This window comes from Nocardia sp. NPDC003979 (assembly GCF_053605015.1).
The window spans coordinates 86,289-107,191 of sequence record NZ_JBSGIJ010000018.1 but is presented as its reverse complement, the minus strand read 5'-3'; the positions used below and the strand labels follow the sequence as shown (position 1 = coordinate 107,191).

The window sequence follows — 20,903 nt, the reverse complement described above, 5'->3', positions numbered from 1 at the left end:
AACAGCGCTCGAAGCGCATGCGCGAAGCGCGAGTCTCGAGCGCTGTTCGCGCGGCCCCCCAGGGGCCGCGCTCGAGCGCGCCAGCGCTCCAAAAACACAGCCAGCACCGCCTGGGCGCAATACACCAAGTGCCTTCCCTGCCTACACTGCGCGGCATGCGCGTGGAACCTCCCGAGACCCAACTGAGCGAACGCGAGCGGTTCGGGGTCCGGGTCGAGATCGGCGTCGTACTGCTGGTGACATTCGGCCTCAGCGGAATCAGCGCGGGGCTTTCACTGCTCGATTCCGCGCTTTCACCGGGTGGGGTCGGCGGGCGGACGGTCGCGCTGAACGTGTCGCGCTCGAACAACTCGGTCATCGACCTGTTGTTCCAACTCGTCGGCATCACGCGGCTGCTGGCGTGGGCCGCGCTCGGCCTCTACCTGTTGTGGCGCAGCGGAATCGGGCCGCGCCTGGTCGGGTTGGCGCGGTTCGGCCGCACCGACGCGATCGCAGGTGTGGTGCTCGCGGCGGTGATCGGGATACCGGGGCTCGGCCTGTATCTGCTCGCCCATGCGCTCGGAGTGAGCGTGACCATCGTGCCGAACTCGATCGACGAACACTGGTGGCGGCTGCCGGTGCTCATCGCGTCGGCCTGTGCGAATTCGGTCGCCGAGGAGGTGATCGTTGTCGCCTACCTCATCAGCAGGCTGCGCACACTCGGCTGGTCGGACAACAAATCGCTACTGGCCTCGGCGCTGCTTCGCGGCAGTTACCACCTGTATCAGGGCCTCGGTGGTGGCCTGGGCAATATCGTGATGGGTCTCGTCTTCGGCCGATACTGGCAGCGGACGAACCGGTTGTGGCCGCTGATCCTGGCGCACGCCCTCATCGATGCCGTCGCCTATCTCGGCTACAACGTGCTGCGTGGACGCGTCGGTTGGCTACCGTGACGGCGTGTCACCGCGCGGCGCGCTAACGGTCGGGTCGACCATGGGTATGCAGTAGTGACCGCGCACGCAAACCCAGCCCGCGCACCCCACGATCAGTAGAGTTCGACAGTGATGAACGGCGACAACCCACGCGATGATCCACGCAGGCGCCGGGTGCCGCCGCCGACCGGCCGCCCCGGCCCGCCGCCCGATGCCCGGCGGCCTCCGCCTGTCCCGGGCCGACCCGCGCCCGACGCCCGGCGACCCCCGCCCGTTCCCGGCCGCCCCGGCCCCGCACCCGACGCGCGGCGTCCCGTGCCGCCCCTGCCTGGGGCGGGCCGACCCGGCTACCCGGCACCCGACGGCCCGACCGTCCGCCACACCCCGCACGACCGTCGCCCCGCCTCGCACATCGAACCCACCCAGGTCCTGCACCGCGACGGCCGCGACAACCAACCCCTCGCCTACTCACAGGCGCCTCAGCCCGCACAGGCTCCGCAGGCTCCCCGCGAGCAGAAGCCACGCAGACGCGAACCGGTGCAGCACGCCCCGACGCAGCGACCGGTCCCCCATCACGACGCGGTCCCGCCACGCAGACGCACCCCACCGCCTGTGGTCGGGGGTCGCGCGCCACGTCCACCGCGTCCCCGCCGCAGACGCCACCCGTTCCGCTGGTTCACGGTGGTGGTCGTCGCACTGATCGTGGGCATGATCGCCGGTGTCATCTACCTGGACAACTCGCTGACCCGCATCCCCGCCCTCGCCTCCTACAGCGACCGGGTGGGCGACACCCCCGGCACGAACTGGCTGCTCGTCGGTTCCGACGGGCGCGGTGACCTGTCCGAGGACCAGGAAGCCGAACTGGCCACCGGCGGTGACACCGGGCCCGAACGCACCGACACGATCATGCTGGTGCACATCCCGTCGTCCGGCCCGACGACCATGGTCAGCCTGCCGCGCGACTCGTATGTGAGCATCCCCGGCCACGGCAAGGACAAGCTCAACGCCTCCTTCGCGCTCGGTGGCGCACCGCTGCTCGTACAGACCGTCGAGGTGGCCACCGGCGTGCGCATCGACCATTACGCCCAGATCGGTTTCGGTGGTTTCGCCAGTGTCGTCGACGCGCTCGGCGGTATCGAAATGTGTTTGGACCAGCCGATCGTCGACCCGCTGGCCGGTCTCGACCTGCCCGCGGGCTGTCAGGAACTCAGCGGCCCGCAGGCACTGGGTTTCGTGCGGACCCGCGCGACCCCGAACGCCGATGTGGACCGGATGAATCATCAGCGCATGTTCATGTCGGCGCTGCTGAAGAAGGCGACGAGCATGGGCACGCTCGCCAATCCGTTCGCGCTGTGGCCGATGGCGACGGGCGTCGCAGGCTCGCTGAAGGTCGACGACGGCGACCACATCTGGAACCTCGGCGCCCTCGGCTGGGCGATGCGCGGCGACACGGTGACGACCAGCGTGCCGATCGGCGGCTTCACCGACACCGACGTGGGCAATGTGCTGCTCTGGGACAAGTCCAAGGCGCCCGGCTTCTTCGACGCGCTCGCCAAGGATCAGCAGATTCCGGAGGATCTGCTCACCCGGTAACGTCGAATCATGGCCGACTTCACCGAACTCCTGCGTGACCAGATCCGGCACGGACTCACCGCGGCCCAGCAGTACCTGGCCGCGGCCGTCTACTTCGACGCGCAGCGATTGCCGCAGCTCGCCGACCAGACCTATGCCCATGCGGCGCGACATCGCGGCCACGCGCTGCGCATGGTGCAGTACCTGCTCGACCGCGACGTGGCGGTGCGGGTCGGCGGCCTCGACGAGGTCCGTCCCGATTTCGATGCCCCGCGCGAGGCGATCGCGTTCCTGCTCGCGCGCGAGGAGACGATCACCACCCAGATCAGCGCGCTCGCGGCAACTGCTCGCGCGGCCGGGGACTATCTCGGCGAACAGTTCACGCAGTGGTTCCTGCGGGAACAGGTCGACGAGGTCGCCGCGCTCACCACCTTGCTCGCGGTGCTCGACCGCGACGGCAATTTGTTCGATGTGGAAGAATTCGTTCGGCGCGAACTGCCGGGAACTGCGAAAACGTATGCGACGGCCCCGAAAATGGCGGGCGAAGGCCGGGCTTAGTTAGGAAATACTTGCTTAGGAAATACTGTCCTCAATAAGGCTGCACTTGGATGACAAGCCTTCTGACCAGCGCTAATGTGGCCGGCATGTCGATTCATCCGGAACCCCCCCGCAGCAAATTCCACAGCCTGCTCCAAGACCAGATCCGGCATGAGTTCAACGCCGAACATCAGTACATCGCCATTGCGGTGTGGTTCGACAACAACGACTTGCCGCAGCTGGCCAAGCGGTTCTACGCGCAGTCGGTCGAAGAACGCAATCACGCGATGATGATCGTGCAGTATTTCCTCGACCGCGATATCAGCGTCGAGATCGCGGGCATCGACGCGGCGAAGTCGAGCTTCGAGAACGCCCGTGAGCCGATCGAGCTGGCGCTGGCCCAGGAGAAGACGGTCACCGATCAGATCGTGCGGCTGGCGAGTACCGCCCGCGAAGAGGGCGATTACCTCGGCGAGCAGTTCATGCAGTGGTTCCTGAAGGAACAGGTCGAAGAGGTCGCCGCCATGACGACGCTGCTCAATATCGCCGAGCGCGCCGGGTCGAACCTGTTCGATCTGGAGGCCTTCATGTGGCGTGAGCTGAGCACCCCGAAGGACGCCTCGGGCGCGCCGTCGGTCGCCGGCGGCAGCGTCTGACCCGCAAGTGGTGAAGGGATCGGCCTGGGTGTACCGGGCCGATCCCTTCGTCGTCTCACCAGCCGGAGCCGGAACCGCCCGAGCCGGTGTTGGCGAGGATGGTGCCGATCACCATCTGTGCGAGACCGGCAACAGAGCCGAGAAATTCCATGATGTCCTCCGACTTTCACTGACGCCGAGCGTCGGCGTTGGGGTCAACCTAACCGACCGAACAGTGTGAAAGTGGAATGTTTCATTAATTTCATCCGCACGGAAATGTTCAGCGCAGGGTGACCTGACGCGAACGCAGACCGTCGCGCGAACGCCGCTCCTCGCTCGTCATCGGGGCGTCCGAGGCCAGCGCCTCGGCCAGGCGCGCACCGAATTCGCGTGCGGGCGCTTCCCATTCGGTGGGGTGGCGCTCCGGATCGAGATCGAACACCGGAACGAGCACACCGTGGGTGCGGAAGGAACCGGCGAACCGCGAACCCTCGCCCATGTGCAGGCCGCCGCCCGCGTGCACCCGCGCCAGCGCGAGCATCAGGGCGTCCTCGTCCTCCGGACGCACCCAGCGCACGTGCGCCTTCTCGCCCGCGTCGACCCACCACGCCGCGCCGACACCGTCGGCACCCAGATCCAGGCGCGCCGACGGCATGATCGCCTGCTTGGCCTGCTCGATGGTCGCCGCCACCTGCGGGTCGGGGGTCACGCCCTCGGGCACCCACCAGTCGAAGTCCTGGTGCACGGTGAGCCCCAGGTCGGCACCGGGATCGATGACGTCCGCCAGGCGCGGCCCGCCCTCGACGGCCTCCGGGGCCGTGAGCGACTCGCCCGGTTCGGCCGACTGCGTCCACAGGATCGCGGCGGCGATATCGGCCGACGGATCGGCGCCCCGGAACTGCATCTGCGTGCCGACGAAGCCGACCGGCTCGTCACCGGCGCGCACCAGCGCGGCGACCGCGCCGGGCAGCACCGTCGCCAGGGTGACCTCGCGCTGCGCGGCCACGCCGGGCGCCAGCTTCAGGGTCGCGGTCGCCGACGGCACGAACTCCCGCAGCGCCACCAGATCACATTCGGCAGCAAGACCTTCGAACGGTCGCGTCACGACCGCCGATGCCTGCTCCTGCGCCGCACGCCGCTCGGCGAGACGCTGAGCCCGATTACTGTCGGGCTTAGGACTGTTCCGCTTGCTTTTACCCACGGCACGGAGTTTATGGCCGCCGATCACGTCGCGGCCCCGCGCCCCCGTTCTCGGAGTCAAGCGCCGAGAACCGCGGCCCCGCCGCCAATATCACAGCGTGGCGAGCAGCGCTTTGGTGCGGCCCGGGTGGTTGGTCGCCACCCAGCTGACGCCGAGGTCGGCGCACAGCTGCACATCCTCGGGATCGTCGACGGTCCAGCAGTAGGTGGCCCGGCCCGCCGCGGCGGCCTTGTCGACGAGTTCCGGGTGCTCACGAAGGGTTTTCACCGACGGACCGACCGCCGTCGCGCCGACCGTCGTCGCCGCGCCGCCGCCGAGGAAGCGCGAGGATTCGCCGAGCAGCACGGTCGGCAGCAGCGGAGCCGCGCGACGGATACGCCAGACGGCGGTGGCGGCGAACGACATCACCACCGCGCGCGAATGATCCGCCGAGGCGGGGGTGGCGATGCCGAAGCGCTGGAGCTCGGCGAGCACCTTGTTCTCCACCAGGGCGCCGTAGCGCACGGGGTGTTTGGTCTCGATGAAGAGTTTGGTCGGGCGGCTGCGCCAGTCGAGGACGAGGCCGATGAGGTCGCTCAGGGCGAGCACGCCCGCCGGCGCGTCCTCGGTGCCGAAGTTCATGTCGCGCAGCTCGTCCAGGGTCAGCTCGCTGACCAGGCCCGTCGCGTCGGCGGTGCGGTCGACGGTGCGGTCGTGCACGCACACGAGGTGGCCGTCGCGGGTGAGCCGGACATCGCATTCCACCCCGTCGGCGCCCTCGGTCAGGGCGAGTTCGTAGGCGGCGAGAGTGTGCTCGGGAAGCTCCCCCGACGCACCACGGTGCGCGACGACGAACGGCGCGCGATTGCCCTGACTCACTTGGCCACAACCTCCTTGTGCGGATTCTCGCCCGGCTCGGCGGATTCCGAACGTTCTGTCTCCTCGGCCGTACTCGCACCGCCAGGTTCCACCGGGGCGATGACCTCCTGCGCCGGGTCGGCGGCGATCAGCAGGCGGTGCGCCGAACGGGGATTCCCGCGCAGGTCACGTCCCTCGAGCAGGCGAACCGTCCACAGCGTGAGCACCGCGAACCCGGCCGCGCACAGGTCGGTGAACCCGGTGAACGAGACGCCGTCGGCCTCGGCTTGCAGGGTAGAGGCATTGCGCCACAGCGTCGCGGCGAGGAACAGCACCCCGCTCGCCGCCCAGGCGGCCCACCAGATCCGCACCGCGCGCAGTGCGCGTGGGTCGGGATGTGCCGCGGCGAGTTCGGTGAGGAAGACCCCGGGCCAGACGAGGTTCACGCCCGGGATCACGCAACCGGCGATCAGTGTCCACGATCGGCGCGGGTCGCGGCTGCCGTGCGCCGCGTAGGCGGCACGGCGGGCCTCGATCAGCCACGCGACCAGCGACAGCGCCGTCAGCAGCGCGAGGATCGGCGCGAGCGTCCCGAACAGCCACACGGTGGCGTCGGAGATCCAGAGCAGCCAGCTCGGGATCAGGCGGGTGCGGTTCTGCAGCAGGATCAGGTAGCGGCCGTATTCGGCGAGGCCGGCGAGCACGAACGCCGCCGCGGTCATGACAAGCAGCCGGTCACGCCGGTCGGCGATGCCGCGCAACGGCCTGCGCGGTGCGCGCGGCTGGGCGGGCGGCGGATCGAGCAGACCCCAGCGCGGCACCTCGGTGTAGCGGGGAGTCGGGCCGGGGTCGGCGCGCACGGTGCGTGCGCTGACGCGGCGGTCGCGATGATCGGGCCTACGGGCGACCCAGCGGTAGTTGCGTTTCTCCGGGGGCGCGTCGACCTTGCCCGGGGACAGCAGCACGCCACGACAGCGCGGGCACCAGTGCATCGGCGCGCCCTGCACGGCCCACCGCGCGCCACAGCGTGCACATGGTTGCACCACCGAACTCACCCGCGCACCCCGTTCCGGACTAGTAGATCTTGGCTTCGTGGTCGCCGTCGGCGACCACCGGACGGCCGGTCTGCTGCCAGGCGACCATGCCCCCGGCCACATGACAGGCCTCGTACCCGATGTGGGTCAGGTACTTGACCACCTCGATCGAGCGCCCGCCCTGCCTGCACACCACGTAGACCTCGGCGTCGATGTCGATGTCGTCGAGGCGGGCGGGGACGTCGACCATCGGGATGTGGATGGCGCCCGGTGCGTGCCCGAGCTCCCATTCGTCGGGTTCGCGCACGTCGAGCAGCTGGGCGCCGGGGACCGGTTCCGCGCGGTCGAACCCGGCCGGTACCTCGCCCACCGGCACCGTGGGGACATCGGAGCTCGTCACGCCTCGATCCTGCCATGCCCGAAGCGGTGCCGGGCGCCGTGTGCGTGGTCTGTGGACCGATCTCGGTTATCCACAGAATCCACAGCTCGATCCACAGGTCTCAGCAATCGATCAGCACACAATCAGGGTGAGTCGCCCGTCGAGGGGGATTCGAGCTGGTTCGCGCGGCATGGGAACGACCGATCCGGGACTCCCCTCCTGACATCCCGGAGCGGTCGTTCGCCGCTGACGTCGGGATTTCGCGTCCGCAATGATCCCGACATCTACTTGGACGCACGCCGGACCGTTTCGGTTCCATAAAAACGACATCACTAGTGAAAATCCCATTTCGTGGGATCTGGGCGGACGGATCGGTAGCCTGAGCGCATGAACCAGAGCAGGGGGCTACTCGACAGTTTCGACCGCAACGGCCTGAATACCGCTTTGTCCGAATCGACCTGTCTCGGTGTGGAGGTGAACGCCGACGCGGGCAAGCTGCAGCTGTGCCTGGCGGTACTCACCCAACCCGCCGACGGCGCCGAACCCGGTGAGCGCAAAGTGTTGCTCACCTTCACCGGCGTCACCCGCGTCGCCGCGTCGCTGCGCATCCAGCGCTGGGACGACATCGACGCCCGCGTCCTTCCCCTCACCCTCGACCAGCTCGACGAGGCCATCGAGAGCTTCGGCGGCGGCGGCCTGCACGGCTGGGAGTTCATCGACGTCGACGACAGCGGCTGGACGCTGTGGAGCGAGCTGCTCAGCTTCGACACGGTGCTCGACCAGCGCATCGCCGCGCATGTCATCGAGTTCTCCCAGGAGGAGGGCATCGATCCGCGCGAACTCGACGTCCGAGTATGGTTCGACAAGATCACAATTACCGACCTGGACGGCCGCGAGATCCCGATGGCCGAGTTCGTCGAGGGCGGTCGCCGCTGGTGGGCCGCCCACGACTCGGGCGACGCCCGCGCAAGCAAGGCAGACGTCGCGCCCCCGCTGTAATCGGCTGGGCCATCAGAAATACAGCCCGCGCGTCGTCGGTTGCACGAATCGGGTGTACGAATGATGGTTGGTGTGCTCGATCGGATGGGCGCACACAGCCCGACACAGGAAAGGGACAACGTGGCCGAGTACACGCTGCCGGATCTGGATTACGACTACAGCGCACTGGAGCCCCACATCTCGGGGCAGATCAACGAGATCCACCACTCCAAGCACCATGCCGCCTACGTCGCCGGCGCGAACACCGCGCTGGAGAAGCTGGAAGCCGCGCGCGAAGCGGGCGATCACAGCGCCATCTTCCTGCACGAGAAGAACCTGGCCTTCCACCTGGGTGGTCACGCCAACCACTCCATCTGGTGGAAGAACCTCTCCCCCAACGGTGGTGACAAGCCGGAAGGCGACCTGGCCGCGGCCATCGACGACCAGTTCGGTTCGTTCGACAAGTTCCGCGCGCAGTTCACCGCGGCCGCCAACGGCCTGCAGGGTTCGGGCTGGGCCGTCCTGGGTTACGACACCCTCGGCCAGAAGCTGCTGACCTTCCAGCTGTACGACCAGCAGGCGAACGTGCCGCTCGGCATCATCCCGCTGCTGCAGGTCGACATGTGGGAGCACGCCTTCTACCTGCAGTACAAGAACGTCAAGGCCGACTACGTGACCGCGTTCTGGAACGTCGTCAACTGGGCCGACGTGCAGGACCGCTTCGCCCGCGCCGTCAACCAGGGCAAGGGCCTCATCTTCGGCTGAGCTAGCGAATAGTAAAGAGTCCCTCGATGGTTCGCCGTCGGGGGACTTTTTCGTGCCGCCTGGTTTCGTACCTACATGGGTAACTCGTCGGGGACGCCCAGAACTTGCCTGTGGTGCGACCGCAGGCCCGGTTCTCAGGTGGTGCGCTCTCGCTGGTCGGCAAAAGTCGCGGGGAGGCGGGCTAGCACTCAGTGGTACTTGTGTGCCAATAGGGTTGCGGGCTATTCCTGACTTATCTCGTAAGTCGGGAGGTCGTCATGACTGTTCAGGGGCCGATCGGGTTCACGCCGTTTCAGGCGGATGGTCGTTTGCGGGGATTCGTGGTGTCAGGGCGGTGGCCGGATACCACCAAGGAGTGGGCCCAGGTGCTCGTGCTCGCCGTGCGGGTGGCGTCGTTGCCGGGCTTGCTGCTCACCAGCACCGTATTCGGGGTGCGTGAGGAGTTGCCCGACGATCCGGAACCCGACACCGTCGGTCTCGTCCTCGCCGAGGGCCCGGTGGTCGGTGACCAGGCGATCGAGCCGGGCCGTTTCGCCGAGCACGTGCCGCCCGCCCTGCTGATGCTGCATCCGCCGTCGCAGACCCGGCCGTCGCTGCCCGAGTGCGTGGGCGCCGCGTCCGGGTGCGTGCTGCTGCCCGGCGTGCCGCATCTGGGTTTGGAGCATCGGGCCGCCTGGGCCGAGGCCGAACTCGACGGCACCGTCACCTCCCTGGTGAGTCGGGTCGGCATGGACCTCATCAGCGACCCGGATACCGCCGTGCTGGCAATGCTGTTGGCTGCCTGAGCCTTTCGCGACCCCGGCCTGGCGAACCACTGGCAACAGGGTTTCCCGATCCGGAATTCAGGGGAACCGAACTATCCGGGCCGCTCAGCCAAACTTATTGTGTCCGTTGCCCTTTCGGTGACGCGATGTTGGCATTCCGGGAGCAACCGCGCTAGGGTGGGATACAGCGAAGGGGAGTAGCCCGCAATCGCCCAGTCGACATACTGATCGCCGCCACCACCGGCGCGATCCGGCTGCGCGAACCGGTAACCACCGGTGGGCGAGACCTTCGGCCACGAAACCGATCATTCGACCGGTGTGGCTGAAGGCACCCCCGTCTCAGCCGCAGGCCGGAAGTTGTTACCTGGGAGCTGAATTCATTGATCGCCACGATCCTGCTGAGCTTCGGCGTGATCTTCCTGGCCGAGCTGGGCGACAAATCGCAGCTGATGGCGCTGACGTTCTCGCTGCGCTACCGCTGGTGGGTCGTCCTGGCCGGAATCAGCGTCGCCAGTGTCGCCGTGAACCTCATCGCCGCGGGTGTCGGCCACTTTCTCGGCACGGCGTTGCCCGCCGGCGCCATCGCGGTGGTGACCGCGCTCACCCTGCTGGCCGTCGGCGTGTGGACCCTGCGCGACGCGCTCACCTCGGCGGACGACACCGAGACCGCCCCCGAACCGCCCAGCACCCGCAATGCGTTCCTCGTGGTGATCTCCGCCTTCATGCTCGCCGAACTCGGCGACCGGACGATGTTCGCCGCGGCCGCGCTCGCCTCGAACAACAGCTGGCTCGCGGTGTGGATCGGCTCGGTGGCAGGCATGGTCGCCGCGGGTGGGCTGGCGATTCTGGTCGGCAAGTTCGCGGGTAAGCACCTGCCCGAGCGTGGGATCGCCATCGCCTCGGGTCTGCTGTTCCTGTTCTTCGCCGGGAAAACCCTGCTCGACGCCTTCGTCCCCGGCGTCGACGGCGTCGCATCCCTCGCGCTCGCCCTGCTCGCCCCGGCACTCACCGGCGCCGGGGTGCTGGCCTGGCGGTTCTTTCGGCGTGAGCGCGAGCCGGTGGATCAGCCGGCGAAGGCGTTGCCGTAAACCGTGCCCGAGCGCTGCGCCAACGCGATGAGCTGATCCTTCAATTCCCACAGGCTGTCCAGGTCGCCCCCGGCGATCTTGCCGGTGACCATCGCCCCGATCGCCGCCGCCAAGGTGGCACAGGCGAAGCGCTGCTCCTCGGTTTCGGCGCCGAGCATCGCCGCCACCACCGTGACGAACCGGTGCTGTAGGTCCATCCGGGCCGCGATCGCTGCCGGTCCCGCCGCGTACACCTCGACGAGGAACAGCCGCGCGGAGGCGGGATCGTCGATCAGGTGCTGGAAGTAGGCGGTGAGGATGCGGTCCATCCGGGTCGGCGCGTCGGCGTCGGCGAGTTCGGCGATGGTGTCCTGCAGGCGGTCCGAGAGCAGCTCGGAGGCGCGGTCGAAGGCGGCGCGGAAGCAGTCCTCCTTGGAGCGGAACTGCTCGTAGAACGTCTCGCGTGACACCCCGGCGCGTTTGAGCACCGCCGCGACCGGCGTGCCGACATAGCCGCTCTCGCACATCGCCTCCCCCATCGCGACGAGGATGCGTTCGCGCTGGGACGCGACCACCTCCTCGCGCGAGAGGCGGTGGCGCCCGCGCGGCAGCTGACGCAGGGTCGATCCGGGTTCCTCACTCATTGCCGTTCCATTCTGCGCGGCCGGGCCGGTTGGTCGGTGGTGAACGGTGCGTCCTCGTTGCGGGCGATCTCGACGGCGCGCGCCACCCTGTTGCCGTGTAGCCGTTGCACGACCAGCTGGGCGAAGGGGCGTAGCGGCCGGGCCATCGCCACCCACCACGGCGCGTACACCGTGGCCTTGCGGCGGGCCACAGCCCGTTCCATGGCGTCGACCGCCGGACCGATCGGCGAGATCCCCGCCAGGCTCGTGCCGCCGAGGATGGTGTGCGCGGCGGCGGTGTCGAAGCCGCGCACGGTCATGTCGGTGTCGATCCCCGCGAAGTAGGTGACGCCCACTTTGGCTCCCGTGGAAGACAATTCGAAGCGCAGCGTTTCCGCGAGCGCGGCCACCGCGGCCGCCGACGCACTGTAGGCGCCGCCGAGCGGCAGCTGCACGGCACTCGAGATGGACGACATCATCAGGACGTACCCATCCGCGTGCGCGATATACGGGCCCGCCGCCTGCACCGCGTACGCGACACCGAGCACGTTCACCGCCAGCGTCTCCTCGAGCACCGAGGCGTCGCCGCCGACCATCGCCATCTGCTTGGCGATCCCCGCGTTGGCCACCAGCACATCCAGCCCGCCGAGTTCGGCGACCAGCACCGGAATCACCCGCCCCACCTGGGCCGGGTCGGCCACATCGCAGTAGCGCCACGGCACATCACCGCATTCCGCGGCCACCTCGGCGAGCAGTTCCGGCTCGATCCCGAGCAGCGCGACCCGCGCCCCCTTCGCCGCCAGCCGCCGCGCCAGCGCAGCACCGATCCCGCGCGCGGCACCCGTGATCAGGACCCTGCGCCCGGCCACGCTCGGACCGGCGAACGATCTCATGACGGCACGCTACCACCGGCAAACACCGCTGTTCGCGACGATTTCGGCTACACCGAAGTAGGGGTGCGCCACACCACACCCCTGAACGCTATGGTGCATTATTGGCAGAAGGCCGATAAGGCCGCAAAACCACCAAGTTCGCGGCGCGTCCCCGCCTCTGGACTGACCGAAGGGTGCGACGAAGGAGTGCCCGTAGGGAGGGAAGAGGCGGGGTTCAGCGCCGCGAACCGCGGCGCCAGCCGCCAAATAACACAGGAGATTTTGTGGAGATTTCTGGTTCCGCCGCAATCGTCACCGGAGGCGCGTCCGGTCTCGGTGCCGCTACCGCCAAGCGTCTGGCCGAGGCGGGTGCGACCGTGTTCGGTCTCGACATCCCGCAGTCCATCGAGCGCGCGGGCGACAGCGTGCCCGACGGTGTCACCCTGATCGCCGCCGACGTGACGAGCAACGACGAGGTCGCCGCTGCCGTCGCCCAGGTGACCGAGGGCCCGGCGCCGCTGCGCATCGTGGTGAACTGTGCCGGTGTCGGCTGGGCGGGTCGCATCCTGTCCAAGAACGGCCCGCACGATCTCGAGCTGTTCCGCACCGTCATCACCGTGAACCTGCTCGGCACCTTCAATGTGATGCGGCTGGCGGCCGACGCCATCGCCAAGACCGAGCCGGTGGACGAGTACGGTCAGCGCGGCGTGGTCGTGAACACCGCGTCGGTGGCGGCGTTCGAGGGCCAGATCGGTCAGATCGCGTACTCGGCGTCCAAGGGTGGCGTGCACGGCATGACCGTGCCCGCCGCACGTGACCTGGCCCAGTTCGGTATCCGCGTGAACACCATCGCCCCCGGCATCATCGATACCCCGATGCTCGCCGGCGTCACCGAGGACTACCGCAAGAACCTCGAGGCGGGCGTCCCGTTCCCGTCGCGGCTGGGCCGCCCCGACGAGTACGCCCAGCTGGTGGAGTACATCGCCCGCCACGACTACCTCAACGGCGAGACCATCCGCATGGACGGCGCCCTGCGCATGGCGCCCAGGTAAGCAGTTCGAATACCGAACGGCGCCTTCCTTTTCGGGAGGCGCCGTTCGGCGTTTCTACAGGACGCGCTCGAAGGTGATGAGGGCGCGGCCCGGTCCGTTGTAGTTCGCGACCGGTCCGGTCACCGTGAAGCCGAGGCTGCGGTGGAAGTCGATCGAGGTGTAGTTCGACGGTGAGGTGATGGCCGACACCAGTTTTCGGCCGTCGGCGCGCACGATCGTGAAGAACTCGTCGTAGAGGGTGCGGCCGAGGCCGGACTTGCGGGCGTCGGGGCGCACGGCGACGAAGTGGATGTAGGCGGCGTCGGCGTCGGCGGGTGAGCCGAAACCGATGAGGAATCCGGAGATTCCGGCGTCGTCGGTGGCGATCAGGCTGGTGCGATGGAAGTGGTCGAGGAACATGCGCGGCAGGTTGTGCGTCACGGCCCGCCCCCACCAGTCGTCGACCACCCCGATCAGTTCGTCGTAGTCCTCGGGACGTGCTCGCCGAATCTCGTGCCCACCCATATCTCCATGGTGGACCGAAATCGCTTATTCGGCACGGTGTTCGATCCGGTTCACGCGCCGACGGCCGACCGGTCCACCGGTTCGATGGGCAGCCGCAGGGCCGCGGGGGCACCGGCGGGCACAACGGGAGCACGCGGTGGGACCGGCGCGATCCGGCGGTACGGCTCCCCCATCGGCGGCCGCGGATCGGCCTCGCCCCGGTTCGGCCACAGCGCGGCCGCGCGTTCGGCCTGCGCGGCGATGGTGAGTGACGGGTTGACCCCCAGGTTCGCCGAAATGGCCGAGCCGTCAACGATGCTCAGTCCCGGATAGCCGTGCACCCGGTGGTAGGGGTCGATCACGCCGGTGGCCGGATCGGCGCCGATGGCGCAGCCGCCGATGAAGTGTGCCGTCATCGGAACACCGAAGACATCGGGCCAGGTGGTGCCCGCGGTGGCGCCGAATTTCTCGGCGACCCTTCGGGTCACCTCGTGCCCGGCCGGAATCCAGGACGGATTGGGGTGGCCGTACCCCTGCTTGCTGGTGTAGCGGCGGCCGAACAGCCCACGCTTGGTGTAGGTGGTGATGGAGTTGTCCAGGCTCTGCATCACCAGCAGGATCAGGGTCCGCTCGCTCCAGCGTGTGGTGCGCAGCAGGCGCACGGTGCGGATCGGGTGACGGCCCGCGATGCCGAGCACCCGCAGCCAGCGCGGTGTGCGCTGGTCACCGTCGACGAGGTAGGTGTTCAGCAGGCCCATCGCGTTGGAGCCCCGGCCGTAGCGCACCGGTTCCACGTGGGTGTCGGGCGTCGGGTGGAACGAGGAGGTGATCGCCACCCCGGTGGTGACCTCGATGTCGGGATTCACGGTGGTGCGGCCCGCGCCGAGAATGGCCTCGGAGTTGGTGCGGGTGAGCACACCCAGGCGGGTCGACAGCGCGGGCAGGACGGCGCGGTCGCGCATGCGGAACAGCAGTCGCTGGGTGCCCCAGGTGCCCGCGGCGAGCACCACCCGGTCGGCGGAGAACGTGGTGCGCTGCTTACGGACCCAGCTGCCGGTGCGCTCGGTGTCGACGAGCCAGGTGCCGTCGGTCTGCGGACGCAGGGCCGTCACGGTGGTCATCGGCAGCACGGTGGCCCCGGCCTGCTCGGCCAGCCCGAGATAGTTCTTGACCAGCGTGTTCTTGGCGCCGTGCCGACAGCCGGTCATGCATTCGCCGCACTTCACGCAGCCGGTGCGGGCGGGGCCGACACCGCCGAAGTACGGGTCGGCGTCGGTGCGGCCCGGCTCGCCGAAGTACACCGCGACGGGAGTCGGCACGAAGGTGTGCCCGACGCCCATCTCCTCGGCCACCGCCTTGATGACGGTGTCGGCCGGGGTGTGCAACGGATTTCGGACCACTCCCAGCATGCGCGTGGCCTGCTCGTAGTGCGGGGACAGTTCGGCTTCCCAGTCGGTGATGCCCGCCCACTGTTTGTCACCGAAGAACGCCTCCCCCGGCTTGTACAGCGTGTTGGCGTAGTTGAGCGAACCGCCGCCGACACCGGCTCCGGCCAGGATGAAACAGTCGCGCAGGCGATGGACGCGCTGAATGCCGTAGCACCCGAGTCGCGGCGCCCACAGGTAGCGGCGCAGGTCCCAGTTGGTCGCGGCGAAATCGGCGTCGGCGAACCGGCGGCCCGCCTCGAGCACGCCGACCCGGTATCCCTTCTCCACCAGCCGCAGCGCCGTGACGCTGCCGCCGAAACCCGATCCGACGATCAGCACGTCGTAATGGGTGTTCACGTCCACCATTGTCGCGAGCCTACGAGCCGGTCGCCGAACCGTAATCCGGCTCGACTGTCCTTGCCCGAGGCCATATATCGGCGCACGCACGACTGGGAACTGTCACAACACCGCCGAAGTACGGGGCCGCCTGCCGCAGGCGGCCATCCAGCCGTGAGACCACGGCCTCAGCCGCCGGCGGGAGCTGCTGCCGCACCCCAGGCGAGGAGCCGCCCCCGACGACAGCTGCTGTGCCGCAGCACAAGCAGTCACGCCGAGGGCGGCATCGTGTCACACGGTGCGGGTGAGACGCTCGGTCAGCAGATGGGCGAAGCGGGCGGGGTCCTTGAGTTCGCCGCCCTCGGCGAGAACGGCCGTGCCGTACAGCAATTCGGCGGTCTCGGTGAGCTCGGGGACCTTGCCCTCGTCGGCGTCGGACTTGCGCGCGTCGTAGGCGTCGCGCAGGCCCGTGACCAGCGGGTGGGTCGGGTTGAGCTCGAGGATGCGCTTGGACTCCGGCAGCGCCTGGCCCGACGCGCGGTACATGCGCTCGAGCATCGGGGTGAAGTCGAAGACGTCGCCGACCAGGCAGGCCGGTGAGGTGGTGAGCCGGTTGGTCAGGCGCACCTCCTTGGCGACCTCGGACAGGGTCTTACCGAGCCAGGTGAGCAGGTCGGCGTAGTCCTTGTCCTGCTGCTCGCGCAGGGCCTCGGTTTCCTTCTTCTCCTCTTCGGTCTCCAGGTCGACCTCGCCCTTGGCGATGGACTGGAACTTCTTGCCGTCGAACTCCGGCACCGAGCCGACCCACATCTCGTCGACCGGGTCGGTGAGCACGAGCACCTCGAGCCCCTTGGCCTTGAAGGCCTCCAGGTGCGGCGAATTCTCCACCTGCGCACGGCTTTCGCCGGTCATGTAGTAGATCGCGTCCTGGCCGTCCTTCATCCGCTCCACGTACTGGGCGAGCGTGGTGAGCTCGGACTCGGAGGCGGTGGAGGCGAAAGAGGAGACGGTGAGCAGGGTTTCGCGGTTGTCGGTGTCGGAGAGCAAGCCCTCCTTGAGCACCCGGCCGAACTGGGTCCAGAAGGTCTGGTACTTGGTCTGATCCTCGGCCGACTGCAGATCCTTGACCGTCGAGAGCACCTTCTTCACCAGGCGCTTGCGGATCATCTGGATCTGGCGGTCCTGCTGCAGGATCTCGCGCGACACGTTGAGCGAGAGGTCCTGCGCGTCGACCACACCCTTGACGAAGCGCAGGTACTCCGGCATCAGCTCTTCGCAGTTGTCCATGATGAACACCCGGCGCACGTAGAGCTGCACACCGCGCTTGTGCTCACGGGTGAACAGGTCGAACGGCGCGGTCGAGGGCAGGAACAGCAGCGCCTGGTACTCGAAGGTGCCCTCCGCCTTCATCGGGATGATCTCGAGCGGATCGTCCCAGGCGTGGCTGACGTGGTGGTAGAACTCCTTGTACTCCTCGTCGGTGACCTCGCTGCGCGGGCGCGTCCACAGCGCCTTCTGCGAGTTCAGCGTCTGGTCCTCGACGACGGTCTTGGAGACCTTGTCCTCGCCCTCGCCCTCCATCACGGTCCGCTCGACCTGCATACGGATCGGCCAGGCGATGAAGTCGGAGTACTTGCGGACGATCTCGCGCAGTTTCCATTCCTGCGTGTAATCGAAGAGGTGATCGTCCTCGTCGGGCTTCTTCAACGCCAGCGTCACCGAGGTGCCCTGCGGTGCGTCGGTGACGGTGTCGATCGTGTAGGTGGAGCTGCCCGCGGCGGCTTCCCAGCGGGTGCCCTCGGTCTCGCCCGCCTTGCGGGTGGTGAGGGTGACCTTGTCGGCGACCATGAAGGTCGAGTAGAAGCCGATACCGAACTGGCCGATCAGCTCCTCGGCCGCGGCGTCGGACTTGGCTTCGGTGAGTTTGCGGCGCAGCTCGGCGGTGCCGGACTTGGCGAGGGTGCCGATCAGGTCGATCACCTCGGCACGGGACATGCCGATGCCGTTGTCGCGCACGGTCAGGACGCGCTCGTCGGAGTCGACCTCCAGCTCGATGTGCAGATCGGCGGTGTCGGCGACGAGGTCCTTGTCCTGGAACGTGGCCAGCTTGAGCTTGTCCAGTGCGTCGGAAGCGTTCGAGATCAGCTCCCGCAGGAACGTGTCTTTGTTGGAGTACACCGAGTGGATCATCAGCTCGAGGAGCTGGTGGGTCTCGGCCTGGAACTCGAGTGTTTCGACTGCTTCTGTCACGCCGACAATGTTATTACCGGGCGAAGTCCTTGAGCGAGGGAACCTCAACTACAGCTCTAGTGGTCATCCATTCGCGCAGCACCTGGGTGGCACGCACGTCGTCTTCGTTGTACTCGAGCAGCCGGGTGCGCTGAGACAGGTCGCTGTCGGCGTCATAGCCGACCGCGCGGCGGTACCAGCCCATCGACGCCTCACCACCGGCTTCGGGATCGCGCCAGCCGAATCCGGCCACCGGGGCGATCTTCTTGAGGCCCTTGCCGTTCGGGCAGATGAACTGGTCGGTGACGGCCTGGAACATGTCGACCCACTCGGGTGAGTCGACGAAGGCGCGCACCTCCTCGTGGGTGGGGATACCGGGCCTGCCCGCGAAACGCCGGGCCGACTCGTAGAGCCACTTGTCCTCGGCGGTGCGCGAATAGCAGTAGGCGGCAAAGGTCTTGCCCGCCGCGTGGGCCTGCGCGCGCTGCGCCATCAGCCAGGTCCAGAACTCGCCGAAGGAGCGGCCCTCGTCGTCGGTGGGCAGCGGGTCCCAGGTGACGAAGGGGCGGTACACATCGTCGAGCAGGGTGCCCCAGAGGTAGGCACCGTCTTCCTGGTAACTCTCCAGGTCGACATCGATCTCCACGTCGGCCCGGCGCACGCTGACGGTGTCGAAGCGCCGGACCAGCGGCGCGCCGGCGATCCAGGCGCGCGCGGTGACGACGGTCTCGGTGAACGGGCCGTGCTGCCAGTCGTCGGGTTCCTCACCAACCCAGGCGGCCAGTTCGTCGATGGTCTGCACGCCGTGCACGCGCAGCACCTCGGCCCGCGAACCGGGCGCGACCAGGCTCACGTCCCGCATCGCCGCCAGCGCGCCCTCGCACCCGGGCTCGGCAGTGCCTGCCTGCTGCGCTCCCGAGGGCCCTGCGTGGTCACGCTCCGCTACCTCCTCCGGGCCCGCCGGTCGCTGCGCCGGATCCGGACCGCGCACCCACCAGGGGCACTGCCTGCACTCGGGCACCTTCGACGGCTGGGTGGGCAGTTCGCCGCGCACCACCGCGATGCGGTCGGCGTAGCGCAGGTCGTAGTCGGCGAGCACACCGGTGAGGTCGTGCACGAGGATGCGGTCGAACGCGAGGCCGATGGCGCCGCCGACCAGCGCGGGACTGGCCAGTCCGTGGCGTTGCAACATCCGGTACAGGTGGGCGAGGCGCTGCTGGTCGCGCGGCTGGGGACGCAGTTTCACGTGCTTGTCGCGGCGCGGCTCCCAGCGGAACAGGTCCGAGGTGAGCGGGTGGAAATCGGCCGGGTCGGGCCTGCGCGGGTCGGTGACCTTGTGGTTGACGACGATGATCGGGATATATCCGCCGCGATCGGCGTCGCGCAGCAGGAACTCGGCGCCGCCACGGCGGCCGGTGTCGGGTTCCTGGGGCAGCAGGCCACCCCAGATACGCGACGCGCCCGCCCGCATCGCGGCCATGGTCGCGTCGGCGCGCGCACCGGCACGCAGCGCCGGATCGATCACGACCCAGTCGTCCGGGGCGGCGCCGACCAGTTCGTCGCGGACCTTGGTGCGATACGCGGTGGCCGCCTCGCGCCGCTGCTGCACACCCGGGTCTTCCCTGACCTCGGCGAGCATGCCGGGGTTGGCGGCGTCCAGGCGCAGCCGGTGGCGGCAGCCGATGAGCGAGCGCGCGTCGAGGAAGGCCGCCGGGGAGCCGCCGCGAGCGGCCGAAGTGGCCGTTGTCGGCTCGGTTTCGAGCGCAGCGGAAGCCGGGGCCGGGATCGTCACCGGCCCGCTGTCGAAGTTCTCCTCGGCTGCACGCACACCAGCAGTATGGTCCTTACCCCCGACACATTGCCCAATCGCTACCCTGATCCCACTACGCTACGAAGTACGGCAGGCCGGTCCGGACGGCGCTGCCTCGTGACTTGGCGAGCATGACGGAGGGCCTGATCTCATGGGGTTGTTCAGCAAGCGTAAGCGGCGGCCAAGTCGTCGCGCGGAGGCGAAGGCGCTCAAGCACAAAGCCGCCGTCGAGGCGAAACTCAGCGCCAAGAACGAGCGCAAGGCGGCCAAGGCGGGCGAGCGGACCAGCCGTCGCGCCATGAAGGCGCAGGCCCGCACCGAGGCCAAGGTGGCCAAGGCGCAGATCGCCGCGCTGCAGGCCGAGGAGAAGGCGGCACAGAAGCTGGCCGCCAAGGCCGACCGCGAGCTGTTCAGCGCGGCCCAGATCCGCAAGTACATCGGGGTGGCGCGGGTGCTGATCCCGGTGCTCGCGCCGCTGGCCTACCGTGGCGCCACCCTGGTGCGCGGGCAGCTCGACGCGCGCAAGGCACAGCAGCTGGGCATCGGCCTCGACCAGCTCGGCGAGTTCAGCGGCCACGGCGCCCGCCTGCAGGCCCGCATCACCAACACCGAGAACGCGCTGGACAAGATCGCGGCCGACTCTCCCGACGGCGAGACCAAGAAGTTCGTCGAGGCGGCCCGTTCGCGGCTGACCGACCTCACCGTCGCCGTGCGCACCGCCGAGCAGATGCCCGCGGCGCGCCGCAAGGCCGTGCACACCTCCATCTCCACCGAACTGTCGGTCCTGGAGAACGACGCGCTGGCCCGCCTCGGCGTGCGCTGAACCTGTGACGACGCCGCAGCTCACCTCCCGCCTGCGCGGTGGTGGCTGCGGCGTACTCGTCGGCGCGCTCGCCGTCGCCGCGCACGGCATGGCCGGTGGCGGGGTGCCGCGCTCGGCGGAGATCGCGCTGTTGCTGCTGGTTTCGCTTGCGACGGGCGCGATCGCCGGGCGCCGGGCTCTCCCCACCTTCGCGCGTCGTGCCGATGCCGGGTGGTTGCGGGCAGCGGGAGCACTCCTCGGCGGTCAATGGGCCGGGCACTACGCGCTGACCGGGACGCTCGATCATCACGGCGGCGTTCTCGATGTGCAGCACCTGCCTGGTGCGCCGATGGTGGTGGCGCACCTGCTGGCCGCATTCGTCTGTGCGGCACTGATTCTCGTCGCCGAACGGCTGTATCTCGTTGCGTCGGGCGTGATCCGGGCGGTACTCACCGTCCCACGACTCGACGTCACGCACCGTGCCGCGCGCTGGACGGAAACCGTCGACATCGTCCTCGGTACCCGCCTGGAAGGTGTGCGATGTCCGCGCGCACCGCCGCTGTCCGCCTGATCTCACGCGACATCAGAA

Annotated in this window: 21 protein-coding genes; 11 read left to right on the top strand and 10 right to left on the bottom strand. The window is 68.6% G+C overall.

Annotated features, from left to right (window positions below):
- Positions 1-155: 155 nt before the first annotated feature.
- The 4 genes from ACWEVR_RS28125 (at position 156) to ACWEVR_RS28110 (ending at position 3,676) form a co-directional block, all read left to right on the top strand.
- A complete protein-coding gene (locus tag ACWEVR_RS28125) occupies positions 156-932 on the top strand; it encodes a CPBP family intramembrane glutamic endopeptidase (protein ID WP_452469370.1) in 777 nt (258 codons plus the stop codon).
- Between the two features lie 111 nt (positions 933-1,043).
- Positions 1,044-2,504, top strand: coding sequence for an LCP family protein (locus ACWEVR_RS28120; RefSeq protein ID WP_452469369.1), 1,461 nt, complete (start codon positions 1,044-1,046; stop codon positions 2,502-2,504).
- Positions 2,505-2,513: 9 nt separating this feature from the next.
- Positions 2,514-3,041, top strand: a complete 528-nt coding sequence (locus tag ACWEVR_RS28115) for a ferritin (RefSeq protein WP_067495283.1) — start codon at positions 2,514-2,516, stop codon at positions 3,039-3,041.
- An 86-nt stretch (positions 3,042-3,127) separates the two neighbouring features.
- Positions 3,128-3,676, top strand: a complete 549-nt coding sequence (locus ACWEVR_RS28110) for a ferritin (RefSeq protein ID WP_067495280.1) — start codon at positions 3,128-3,130, stop codon at positions 3,674-3,676.
- 259 nt (positions 3,677-3,935) lie between these two features.
- Here ACWEVR_RS28110 and ACWEVR_RS28105 read toward each other — a convergent pair whose 3' ends face one another.
- From ACWEVR_RS28105 to ACWEVR_RS28090, 4 genes are all read right to left on the bottom strand, one after another.
- Positions 3,936-4,856 carry a DUF5926 family protein gene (locus tag ACWEVR_RS28105; protein ID WP_452469368.1) on the bottom strand — a complete coding sequence of 307 codons (921 nt, stop codon included), beginning with the start codon at positions 4,854-4,856 and terminating at the stop codon, positions 3,936-3,938.
- 90 nt (positions 4,857-4,946) lie between these two features.
- Positions 4,947-5,714, bottom strand: coding sequence for a glycerophosphodiester phosphodiesterase (locus ACWEVR_RS28100; protein ID WP_067495278.1), 768 nt, complete (start codon positions 5,712-5,714; stop codon positions 4,947-4,949).
- Positions 5,711-6,658 carry a DUF4328 domain-containing protein gene (locus ACWEVR_RS28095; RefSeq protein WP_452469367.1) on the bottom strand — a complete coding sequence of 316 codons (948 nt, stop codon included), beginning with the start codon at positions 6,656-6,658 and terminating at the stop codon, positions 5,711-5,713. The genes ACWEVR_RS28100 and ACWEVR_RS28095 overlap by 4 nt, the downstream gene beginning before the upstream one ends.
- 109 nt (positions 6,659-6,767) lie before the next feature.
- Entirely contained in the window at positions 6,768-7,127 is a 360-nt protein-coding gene (locus ACWEVR_RS28090; RefSeq protein ID WP_084457547.1) for a rhodanese-like domain-containing protein, read from the bottom strand.
- Positions 7,128-7,493: 366 nt separating this feature from the next.
- Here ACWEVR_RS28090 and ACWEVR_RS28085 point away from each other — a divergent pair, with 366 nt between their 5' ends.
- The 4 genes from ACWEVR_RS28085 to ACWEVR_RS28070 all read left to right on the top strand — a co-directional run bounded on the left by ACWEVR_RS28085 (position 7,494) and on the right by ACWEVR_RS28070 (position 10,701).
- Positions 7,494-8,105, top strand: a complete 612-nt coding sequence (locus ACWEVR_RS28085) for a hypothetical protein (protein WP_452469366.1) — start codon at positions 7,494-7,496, stop codon at positions 8,103-8,105.
- A gap of 120 nt (positions 8,106-8,225) precedes the next feature.
- Positions 8,226-8,849 carry a superoxide dismutase gene (locus ACWEVR_RS28080; RefSeq protein ID WP_067495485.1) on the top strand — a complete coding sequence of 208 codons (624 nt, stop codon included), beginning with the start codon at positions 8,226-8,228 and terminating at the stop codon, positions 8,847-8,849.
- Positions 8,850-9,106: 257 nt separating this feature from the next.
- A complete protein-coding gene (locus ACWEVR_RS28075) occupies positions 9,107-9,634 on the top strand; it encodes a peptidase (protein WP_067495270.1) in 528 nt (175 codons plus the stop codon).
- 359 nt (positions 9,635-9,993) lie between these two features.
- The gene (locus ACWEVR_RS28070) at positions 9,994-10,701 is read left to right on the top strand and encodes a TMEM165/GDT1 family protein (protein WP_452469365.1); all 708 of its coding nucleotides are present in this window, start codon (positions 9,994-9,996) and stop codon (positions 10,699-10,701) included.
- On the opposite strand, the gene ACWEVR_RS28065 is transcribed toward ACWEVR_RS28070, so the two are convergent.
- Positions 10,677-11,324 (bottom strand): TetR/AcrR family transcriptional regulator, encoded by a 648-nt coding sequence (locus ACWEVR_RS28065; RefSeq protein ID WP_452469364.1) that lies wholly within the window; start codon positions 11,322-11,324, stop codon positions 10,677-10,679. The genes ACWEVR_RS28070 and ACWEVR_RS28065 overlap by 25 nt on opposite strands.
- Positions 11,321-12,196 (bottom strand): SDR family NAD(P)-dependent oxidoreductase, encoded by an 876-nt coding sequence (locus ACWEVR_RS28060; RefSeq protein WP_067644143.1) that lies wholly within the window; start codon positions 12,194-12,196, stop codon positions 11,321-11,323. Before ACWEVR_RS28060 ends, ACWEVR_RS28065 begins: the two co-directional genes overlap by 4 nt.
- A 263-nt stretch (positions 12,197-12,459) precedes the next feature.
- On the opposite strand from ACWEVR_RS28060, the gene ACWEVR_RS28055 reads away from it, so the two are divergent.
- Positions 12,460-13,227: an SDR family NAD(P)-dependent oxidoreductase gene (locus ACWEVR_RS28055; RefSeq protein ID WP_067495259.1), complete on the top strand. Its 768-nt coding sequence runs from the start codon at positions 12,460-12,462 to the stop codon at positions 13,225-13,227.
- A 54-nt stretch (positions 13,228-13,281) separates the two neighbouring features.
- On the opposite strand, the gene ACWEVR_RS28050 is transcribed toward ACWEVR_RS28055, so the two are convergent.
- The 4 genes from ACWEVR_RS28050 to ACWEVR_RS28035 form a co-directional block, all read right to left on the bottom strand.
- A complete protein-coding gene (locus tag ACWEVR_RS28050; RefSeq protein ID WP_452469363.1) occupies positions 13,282-13,731 on the bottom strand; it encodes an N-acetyltransferase family protein in 450 nt (149 codons plus the stop codon).
- 50 nt (positions 13,732-13,781) lie between these two features.
- Positions 13,782-15,503, bottom strand: coding sequence for a GMC oxidoreductase (locus ACWEVR_RS28045; protein ID WP_452469362.1), 1,722 nt, complete (start codon positions 15,501-15,503; stop codon positions 13,782-13,784).
- A gap of 261 nt (positions 15,504-15,764) precedes the next feature.
- Positions 15,765-17,723 (bottom strand): molecular chaperone HtpG, encoded by a 1,959-nt coding sequence (htpG, locus tag ACWEVR_RS28040; RefSeq protein ID WP_452469361.1) that lies wholly within the window; start codon positions 17,721-17,723, stop codon positions 15,765-15,767.
- A gap of 13 nt (positions 17,724-17,736) precedes the next feature.
- Complete coding sequence (locus tag ACWEVR_RS28035; protein WP_452469360.1) at positions 17,737-19,530, bottom strand: TM0106 family RecB-like putative nuclease; 1,794 nt, start codon at positions 19,528-19,530, stop codon at positions 17,737-17,739.
- Between the two features lie 133 nt (positions 19,531-19,663).
- On the opposite strand from ACWEVR_RS28035, the gene ACWEVR_RS28030 reads away from it, so the two are divergent.
- Positions 19,664-20,335, top strand: a complete 672-nt coding sequence (locus ACWEVR_RS28030) for a DUF6474 family protein (protein ID WP_452469359.1) — start codon at positions 19,664-19,666, stop codon at positions 20,333-20,335.
- A gap of 4 nt (positions 20,336-20,339) precedes the next feature.
- The gene (locus ACWEVR_RS28025; protein ID WP_452469358.1) at positions 20,340-20,885 is read left to right on the top strand and encodes a hypothetical protein; all 546 of its coding nucleotides are present in this window, start codon (positions 20,340-20,342) and stop codon (positions 20,883-20,885) included.
- Positions 20,886-20,903 lie beyond the last annotated feature (18 nt).